The organism is Aureimonas ureilytica DSM 18598 = NBRC 106430 (assembly GCF_000382705.1).
GTDB lineage: Bacteria > Pseudomonadota > Alphaproteobacteria > Rhizobiales > Rhizobiaceae > Aureimonas > Aureimonas ureilytica.
Map to the genome: position 1 here is coordinate 1 of NZ_ARQE01000034.1, position 8,063 is coordinate 8,063.

9 protein-coding genes and 1 pseudogene are annotated in these 8,063 nt (G+C 58.7%); all 10 read right to left on the reverse strand.

Translation table 11 applies throughout. The features are described 5' to 3' along the window. Nucleotides 1–266 precede the first annotated feature (266 nt). Nucleotides 267–497, reverse strand: coding sequence for a hypothetical protein (locus tag B146_RS0124240; protein ID WP_019999066.1), 231 nt, complete (start codon nucleotides 495–497; stop codon nucleotides 267–269). A 10-nt stretch (nucleotides 498–507) separates the two neighbouring features. Continuing rightward, nucleotides 508–903, reverse strand: coding sequence for a phage tail terminator-like protein (locus tag B146_RS0124245; RefSeq protein ID WP_019999067.1), 396 nt, complete (start codon nucleotides 901–903; stop codon nucleotides 508–510). After that, nucleotides 903–1,559, reverse strand: coding sequence for a hypothetical protein (locus tag B146_RS27375; RefSeq protein ID WP_019999068.1), 657 nt, complete (start codon nucleotides 1,557–1,559; stop codon nucleotides 903–905). The genes B146_RS0124245 and B146_RS27375 overlap by 1 nt, the downstream gene beginning before the upstream one ends. A gap of 340 nt (nucleotides 1,560–1,899) precedes the next feature. After that, complete coding sequence (locus tag B146_RS28125) at nucleotides 1,900–2,265, reverse strand: head-tail connector protein (RefSeq protein WP_019999069.1); 366 nt, start codon at nucleotides 2,263–2,265, stop codon at nucleotides 1,900–1,902. A 4-nt stretch (nucleotides 2,266–2,269) separates the two neighbouring features. Continuing rightward, nucleotides 2,270–2,515, reverse strand: coding sequence for a hypothetical protein (locus tag B146_RS28800; protein ID WP_081631130.1), 246 nt, complete (start codon nucleotides 2,513–2,515; stop codon nucleotides 2,270–2,272). Between the two features lie 56 nt (nucleotides 2,516–2,571). Further along, nucleotides 2,572–3,831, reverse strand: a complete 1,260-nt coding sequence (locus tag B146_RS0124265; RefSeq protein ID WP_019999070.1) for a phage major capsid protein — start codon at nucleotides 3,829–3,831, stop codon at nucleotides 2,572–2,574. Next, a complete protein-coding gene (locus B146_RS27385; protein WP_162141978.1) occupies nucleotides 3,828–4,709 on the reverse strand; it encodes a head maturation protease, ClpP-related in 882 nt (293 codons plus the stop codon). Before B146_RS27385 ends, B146_RS0124265 begins: the two co-directional genes overlap by 4 nt. Continuing rightward, complete coding sequence (locus B146_RS0124275) at nucleotides 4,690–5,862, reverse strand: phage portal protein (protein WP_019999072.1); 1,173 nt, start codon at nucleotides 5,860–5,862, stop codon at nucleotides 4,690–4,692. Before B146_RS0124275 ends, B146_RS27385 begins: the two co-directional genes overlap by 20 nt. Before the next feature lie 117 nt (nucleotides 5,863–5,979). Continuing rightward, nucleotides 5,980–7,866, reverse strand: coding sequence for a terminase large subunit (locus tag B146_RS0124280; protein ID WP_155897710.1), 1,887 nt, complete (start codon nucleotides 7,864–7,866; stop codon nucleotides 5,980–5,982). Continuing rightward, a pseudogene (locus tag B146_RS29465) lies at nucleotides 7,829–8,063 on the reverse strand (hypothetical protein); the annotation flags it as partial. The pseudogene B146_RS29465 and the gene B146_RS0124280, both read right to left, overlap by 38 nt.

The following is an 8,063-nucleotide window of genomic DNA, read 5'->3' on the forward strand; positions in this document are numbered from 1 at the left end:
TCATCGACTTCTTCGACCGTGATGTCCTGAAAGCTGTCGCCGAAGCCCGGGACGGACCGGACGTGCTTGATCTGCGTGTAGGTGTCGGCGGCGAGGGCCGCCTCGGTGAATGCGTCCGTCGCACTGCCGATCGAGATTCGAGCTCGCGCGACCGGATTGGGGTTGTTCGCCATGGCCTTGTCCTTTCGTGGATGGCGCAAAGAAAAGGCCGCCTCGAAGGGCGGCCATGGTGTCTCGCGGGATTGCGAGAAGAGGGTCGGTTGCCGCTACTCAGGCGGCGGAGAAGGATCGATGGGCGCCCTTTCCCGTGCGGCCTTCTTGGCCTGCGCCTCGGTGCCGCCAACCTGGATGAGGCCAACTGCCGCGTAGGCTGCAACGCGAGGGTGATCCTTCGACGTCGCGACAGCCTTTGCGTCGCCCGGCATGATTTCGACGAGCTCGGCGTCGTCACTCCGAAACAAGACTGGCGAACCGGAGATGTTGGCGATCTGCACCATGGCGGCCTCCTTAGCCTTCGATGACGAATTTGTAGGGAACGGTGATCGACAGTGTGAAGAATGAGCCGTTGGCGCTGCGATCGTTCGTGCTTGGCGACTGCGGTGCGTAGCACTGCACGCCTTCGAAGCTTTGCCCGCGAAAAAGGGCGGCAATCTCATCCAGCCATGCTCGGGCTTCATGTGTTCCCGATCCACTATCAGCGGCTATGAGGATGCGAAAACCGCCCTCCTCCTCGAACTCGTCCGCAGTGATCCACTCGGCGCGGCACCAGGGGAAGTCCAAGAGCGCCCAAGCGCCAGCCTCGTCTGGTGTCTCAGTGAAGCTGTTTTCGACATAGACGGTGCACTTGTTGAACCCGGCCGCCAACCGTGCCTCTACGGCTTTTACGACGGAGAGATGTGCCATCAGAACGGCCTCACGATGATGGCGGGGTGCGAGTAGCCAGTGTCAGCGTCAAAATTGTCGACGGAGTAGGTGATGCGAGCGATATTGCCGAAGCGTGTCGCGGCCGTCACGGCTATGGCGCTGTAAACGCCCTCAGGAGCCTGCTGAGACTGTCCCGCGCCAACGCGCGATGTCTGCACGAATTTGCGCTTGTCGCGTCCTGTGCGGTCTCTACGGCGCGTTGTGTGCGTCCTGGGTTCGATCTTACGGGCGTAGGGCTGCCGATTGACGAAAAGGTAGACCTTGCCCACCGGAATAATGCCATCTGGATCGTGCTCAACGCCATCCACTTCGAGGACATGGCTGCGTTGATATTTCCCGGTCAGACGCGGGCTTTCGATGATCAGCTGTTCGCCGATCCATTCCAGAACATGCAGGACGGGATTGAACTCGGCGACAATGACGCCGTCCGGCTGGACGGATGGCAACGGAGCGCCCTTCTTTCCGTCGACCGTGACCTGCGGGACCGTATCACCCACCCCGGCAGATCGATTGCTGGCGCGAATATCCGCGATGCCTCTTTCGGCGACATCGGCTAGCCTTTTGGACCGCGCTGCGGGTGACTTAAGGTCCGATACAAATACCTGGACCTGTCGGCGGAAGGCGTCTAGCTGCATGTCTACCCTCCGCTTGCGACCCCGTCGTAGGCCAGAAGCAAATCGCCATCTCGGTGCGTTTGGTCATCCGGGCGCTCTGTGAACGTCAGGCGAATGCCGTCAACGATGAGGCGATCGTTCTTTCGGAGCGGCGCCATCTCTGGCGGCAAATCTGCCGCCAGGACCAAGACACGACGCGAACTCGCAGAGATGCCGCCGGCAATCTCGTCTTGAGTCGCCCCGCGAATTCGAGCTCGCACAGCGGGAGCCGAAAGAGGCACGCCGTTTACAACGGGCCGCTCAATCGTTACGCGGCGGCCGTATTGGTCCATCAGTTTGCGATAAGTGGAGATCGTCCGCATCAGACCCTCATGATGCGATAGGGATCTAGGAGGCGACCAATGGTCATTTTGGCCAATCCCGACATGGTGGCCACGTCAGTAAAGGTGCGTGAAAACGCTCCATCCACCTGCTCTGACCTAAGACCAGACTCAGGCCCGATTTGCCGCCATTGATCTTCAATCCAGATCAGGGCCGCCACCTTAAACTCGAACTCTGCACCTATTGGCACGATAGCAACATTACAGTAGCGCATGACGGCGCCCACTGCAGCCCCGATCCAGAGCTCTAAACGATCATTGTCGTCATTGCCTTCTATGCGGAGGTGCTCCTTAACCTCATCGATAGTCAGGAGAGGTGCTAGTTCGGCAACAACGACATTGCTCATTTCATCAGACCTTGGACTGCTCTTTGAGATTTTTCTCTACTGCAGCTGCAGTCGTCAGATTCGGATCATTGAAATCGATGCGATTCTGCAGGGCGGTGGTGTTTGATCTGGGATCCGCGTCTACGGCAGGATGCGACGGATCAACGTCCGGCACGATCTGCAGCGGAGCGCCAGATGGACTGAACGCAGTTGCCTCAGAAATGCCGTTGCCTTTGACCTCGGCGCCATTTTCGGTGTGCTTGTTAGCCATGAAAGCCTCCAGATAGAAAAGGCCAGAGCGGAATGCCCTGGCCTACCTTTTTGCCCTTAGGAAGCGGCGACCTTCAGTGCACGCATCGGCTCAGGATTGAAGACACCACCGCCAACACGCTTGACCGTGTAAAAGTGGACGTAAGGCTTGTTCGTGAACGGATCGCGGAGCACCGAGATGCCGATGCGATCAATCACGAGGTAGGTCGACGCCATGTCGCCGTAGAGAGCGGCAATGTTGCCAGCGCCCACGACCGGCATATCGGCAAGCTCGACGATCGGCGAACCACCCAGCGTCTGCGGCTCCCCAGATACGTAGCTAGGCTGCCAGAGGTAGTTACCTTGGCCGTCCTTGAGCTTGCGCGCAGAGCCCAGCGACAAGCGGTTCATGTACAGCTTTGCGTTGCCAGCAAATTCACCAGGCAGGCTGTACATCAAGTCGAGAAAGCCGTCAGCCGTTAGGGCTGCGGCCTGACCGCTGTTCGTGACCGGGATCGCGCCCCAAGGATGCTTGGCGGCGTTCGCCTCGCCCTCGACATAGGTCAAAATACCGTACGGCTTGTTCGCACCGTTGCCGGAAAGGAACGCGATGCCCTCCTGGCGGGCGAACTCGGTTTCGACTTCATCTGCGAGCCATTGCTCGAGATTGATGGCCGCGTCGTCCAGCAGCTGCTGAGAGATCGCCGGGTTGGCGTAAAGCTCGCCCGGCGTGAAGTCGAGAGAACCGAACTGCGGCGTAGAAGTCGCCGGACGCGAGGCGGTTTCACCAACCCAGCCAGAGCCGACAGCGCGATCCGTGAAGAGCTTCTTGAAGCCTGACACAGAGATGCTTACGACGCGAGCGTTCGCGCGGATCTGAGAGACGCGCTTGAGCTTGCCCGTGATCGTTCGATCCCACTCAATCGGAGCCAGATAGCCGCCGTCGGCATCCGTCCCCTTCGTCATGGCCGCCGAGATGGTGCCCTTGCGCATATGGGCCTTGAAGCCCTCAATATACTCGGGGTCTGACGCAGGGAGATCACCCACGCCACTCTCGCCAAGTTTGGCTGCAGCGATTTTCGCGTTGATCTCATCGATCGACTTTTGGACGTTCGTCTGCAAATCACCGATCGAAGCGTTGATGCGATCAACCTTCTCATCAAGGACAACGTCGGCCTTGCCCTTCTTCAGGTCTTCGAGCTGCTTCGTGTGTTCGGCCTTGAACGTCTCGAAGCCCCTATTCACTGCTTCGATGGCGGTCTTGACGTCTGCAGGGGTGGCCTCTGCGCGCACAGCGAGAAGGCCACGCGGACGCCGCATGATTGGCATGAAGGTCATAGAGACCCTCCTTTGAAAGAGGTGGAGGTTGCTACGAGCGCTTGGAGGCTCGCGAGAATGCCAGCGTCCTGCATGGCGTCGGCGGCAGCGTCCTGCATGCCGCGCAGATCATGAAAGAGTTGTCGACGCTCCGCCTTCGTCAGCTTGCCCGCAAGCTTTCGATCCCATTCGCGAAGCGAATGAGAGATATCGTCGGAGTTGTCTGCGTATACAGGCGATTCGGCCCGAACATCGAGCAGGCCATCAGCGAGGCCAATATCGACTGCTTGCTGCCCACGGAAGTAGGTGCCGCCGCCACGATCCTTAGACATCAGCTTCAAGATCTCAGCCGGCTCCTTTTGAGCCCGCTTGGCGTAGGTTTCGGCCATTGCCTGATCGAGGTGCTTGAGTGTCGTAATCGTCTGCGCATGATCCTCAGCGTTACCGGCCGTGATGCCCCACGCATTGTGGATCATCAGTTCGCCATTCGATGGGATCAAGACGGTATCGGCCGCCATCGCCACAAGTGAGGCGGCAGACGCAGCGACGCCCATAATTTGAGCCGTCACCTTACCTCTATGCCGAGCGAGCATGTTGTACATCGCAACGCCTTGGAAGTAGTCACCGCCAGGAGAATTAATCTCAAGTACGACGTCGGTATCGGCGCCAATCGTTCGAAGCGCTGCAGCCATTCGCGCGTCGGAAAAGCCGTTGTCTCCGATAAAGTCAAACAAGCTGATCGTCGGGCTATCACCTTCGGCAGCGACACCCGATTTTGCCTTGAAAGAGGCAGCAAGCGGCTGATCGGGCTCATATCTAAACCCTTCTGGCCGATCGAACTGATCATCAATCGCCGGCATCTTCGCGAAGAATCGCGCGTTAGGCTTCCGAATTGTCATTGACTGGTTCCCCAACAGCGCGGGCCAATCCCATCGCGCCCTTGCTGACATCGTCGCAACCTTCCTTAGGCGGAAGATCAAGGATGCCTCGGATTTCGTTTTGCGACTGCCATCCTGGAGCGCCGCCTGTTCCAAGTGCCTTGGAGAAGAAGTCTGCTTGGTCCTTCATAGAGCCGCGCAGGAGGGCACCTGGATTGAACTTGATCGATAGCGTGTCTTTCTCATCGCCAACGAGTAGCGACCGTTCGGCGGCCTGCTGCCATGCCTCAAACCACGGACCAAGGGCGTACTGGACAAAGAACCGGCCGAGAGCCTCGATACCGGACCCCCAGCTTGTTTCATCAACCATCAGCAGTGGACGCGGCACGCCCGTAACCCGGGCGATCTCCTCAACCTGCATCTTACGGAGTTCGGTCATCTGCGCGTCGCGAGCGTTTTGGCCAAGCTGCTCGTATTTCATGCCCTCTTCGAGCACGAGATTCTTGCCGGCGTTCTGGGCACCCTCTTTTTCGGCTAAGCTTGCCTTCAGATGCTCCAGTGAGGGATCACTTAGCTTGCCGGGGTGGGTCAGAACGCCCCCGACGAACGACCCGTTTTTGAACAGTCGGCCGGCCGCTAGTTCCGCGCTGATGGCGAGGCCAATCGCGTCCCTCGCCTGTCGAACGAGCGAGAGACCATGGATGCCGTCAACTGAAAGGCCACGAAGGTGGAACACCTCATCTGGGTTGAGAATACGCTGCCCCCCCTGTGAAGGCGTGTACTTGTAGACAACCGTCCAGTCAGGGTTCTGTGTGACCGTTACCTTCTCGGGATCAAGCGGAATGAGGCGAACAATGTTCTTCTTGCCAGTGGTAAGATCACGCGAGCGAATGATTAGAGCGTATGCGTTGCCGTGAACTAGTGCCCTCATCTGCATAAGCGAACGGAAATCGAAGGCTGACTGCCAATTGTTCGGCTCGCGATGCAGCAGCCGATATAGGGGATGGTCAGACGCCTTCTCTTTCGTATCTTCGTTGATCAGCTGCAGTGGGAGCATGCCGATCGCGTAGGAAATTAGGCTGACTGCCCGGAAAACCGATGTGTTGCGAAGAGCCGTATCAATCGTAACCGTCGCACCCGATGCCGATTCGTACCCGCAGCGGAGAAACTCCATTAAGGCCGGATCTTGAAGCGAGTATACGACTGTCCCATCACCAATCTCAGCGCGGGGTGGAGCCCTCACCTCACCCGGCGGTGAGCGACGAAACAGATCTAGAATACCCATTCGTCCTCACAGCATCAGTATGCCTCGGCGTTCGTAAACTGACGGGCCGGAATCGGGATTTGGCCGGTCAGTCGCAGCCCCCGTTGCCATGGCCAATGCCACTGCAGCGTCGATGCGAACCGAAGCTCTTGTCTTCACAAACCAGCGATTCCCATGGGGATCGGGTGGATGGTTGAAGGTTGCGCCCATCAAGGCTGTCATCAGGACGGGGTTCGAACGAAGTCGGATCCTGCCGTCGATGATTAGGTTTTCAAGCTCAGCCACCGACCCAGGCATCCAGAGCCCAAGCGGAGGCTTTTCACCTGCGTTTTTGGCCGCCTCGAGCCGTTCGGCCGAAGGTCTCGCTCGTATCTTTCCGCCCTGAGGATGCGGCAGCTGCTCCGCGCTGATGCCATAAACATCGAGCTCTTCCTTGAAGGCAGCGTAGGCATAATTGTCATAGGCGATCGCTTGGATGTCATAATCCCGATCAAGCTCGGCAACGCGGGCAGCGACGATATCGTACCGAATGCGCGGCCCTTCTGGCGCGTTTAGGTAGCCATTACGCTCCCAGACGTCATAGGGCTGCTTATCAGCCGAAGTCCGAGCGGCCAGCGTGTCTCCCGGGGTCCAAGCCTCAACCCATGCGTCGAACGTCGGAAGATTGACGACAGAGCCATCACGCCGCTCGATTTCTCGAACTCCCGTGGGAGCAATGCAGGCGATCACCGTCATATCCTTGGACGAGGATAGATCGATGCCAAGGTAAAGAGGTCCGCCGTCAGGCAAATCCCACTCAGACATCACCTTTTCGACCGTTGCGCGCGGCATCCATGCCTTATCCGCATCCGTCCAGACGCAGAAGTGAAGGCGAAGGATGTTGTTGAGCTTGCCAGGCACGTCCCTCGCCTCGGCAACGACGCCTGCGAGGTATTCATAGGTCAGGATCGTTCCAAGAAGCGGGTTAGCTTTTACCCAGCACGCGGGATCGTTGAGTGGATCATCGTCCTTATCGAGCGAACAGACATAGGCGAACACGCTATCGCTGCCGTCCCATGTCTCTCCGACGTAGGAGAATTCATCGTCTGGCGTCTTCGTACCAGACACCACCCGAACCGCGCGCTCCCGCTCCTCCCAGCACACGCTGTTGCGATCTGAACCGGAGTTCGTGATCATCAAAAGCAGAGGCTGCTGACGGAATTTGAAGCCGCGCTGGAGCATCTCCATGATGCTGCGGTCTGGGTGTTCGTGAACCTCGTCACAAAGCGCAAAGTGAGGCCGCGGACCCGAGCCTGTCTTTCCCGCCTCCTTGGAGATCGGGCGGAAGAACGACTGCGATCTGTGATGCGCGACGTTGAACTCTTTGCCGATGCCGCCGCTGAACGTCAGCCGCTTCGAGAGAGCCGGCGACTGCCGAACCATCTTGCAGGCGTCCTGAAACAGGATTTGAGCCTGGTCTTTCTTGGCGGCCGCTGCGTAGATCTGGGCGCCGGCTTCTCCATCGGCTGTCAGGCCGTACAGCCCAACGCCGCCAGCGAAGGGCGATTTACCGTTCCCTTTGCCTTCCTCGATGTAGACCGTCCGAAAGCGGCGTGTGCCGTCCTCGCGCTTCCATCCGAAGATCGAACCGAGTTTGAATACCTGGCTGGGATGAAGGTCGAACGGCCGGCCGTCGAACTGGCCCTCGCTGAGCTTTAGTCCTTGCTCGAAAAAGTTGAGAACGTGAGCAGCAGCGTCCTCGTCAAACCACAGCCCTCGTTCTTCGCCCTTTGCCAAGTCGTCAAAGTGCCGACGGCAGGCATTGCGGACATGAGGCCCAGCGACAACGTAGCCGTCAATGACAGCCTGCGCATAGGCGGAAACTCGCTTTAGGGCTTCACCTTTTGAACAGCGCTTCGTCTGGGTCTTCCTCATCGCCATCGGGCACCGCAATCTTGCTCGCGTCGGACGGCGTGGCTCCCATCTGACCAAGGCACTGACGAAGGAGATTGAGCGCCTGCACGCCAACGTCTTGGCCGGCCGTAAGGCGCGCACGGATCGTCACGGCGATCTCAACGAGCGCCCGATGCGATTCAGTCAGCCATGGAATTTCAGTCTGGAATGTGGACCAA

Excerpts from the sequence above, each read along its gene's own strand:
- B146_RS0124240 (WP_019999066.1), bottom strand. The coding sequence starts at position 497 with ATGGTGCAGATCGCCAACATCTCCGGTTCGCCAGTCTTGTTTCGGAGT.
- B146_RS0124245 (WP_019999067.1), bottom strand. The coding sequence starts at position 903 with ATGGCACATCTCTCCGTCGTAAAAGCCGTAGAGGCACGGTTGGCGGCC.
- B146_RS27375 (WP_019999068.1), bottom strand. The coding sequence starts at position 1,559 with ATGCAGCTAGACGCCTTCCGCCGACAGGTCCAGGTATTTGTATCGGAC.
- B146_RS28125 (WP_019999069.1), bottom strand. The coding sequence starts at position 2,265 with ATGAGCAATGTCGTTGTTGCCGAACTAGCACCTCTCCTGACTATCGAT.
- B146_RS28800 (WP_081631130.1), bottom strand. The coding sequence starts at position 2,515 with ATGGCTAACAAGCACACCGAAAATGGCGCCGAGGTCAAAGGCAACGGC.
- B146_RS0124265 (WP_019999070.1), bottom strand. The coding sequence starts at position 3,831 with ATGACCTTCATGCCAATCATGCGGCGTCCGCGTGGCCTTCTCGCTGTG.
- B146_RS27385 (WP_162141978.1), bottom strand. The coding sequence starts at position 4,709 with ATGACAATTCGGAAGCCTAACGCGCGATTCTTCGCGAAGATGCCGGCG.
- B146_RS0124275 (WP_019999072.1), bottom strand. The coding sequence starts at position 5,862 with ATGGAGTTTCTCCGCTGCGGGTACGAATCGGCATCGGGTGCGACGGTT.
- B146_RS0124280 (WP_155897710.1), bottom strand. The coding sequence starts at position 7,866 with ATGAGGAAGACCCAGACGAAGCGCTGTTCAAAAGGTGAAGCCCTAAAG.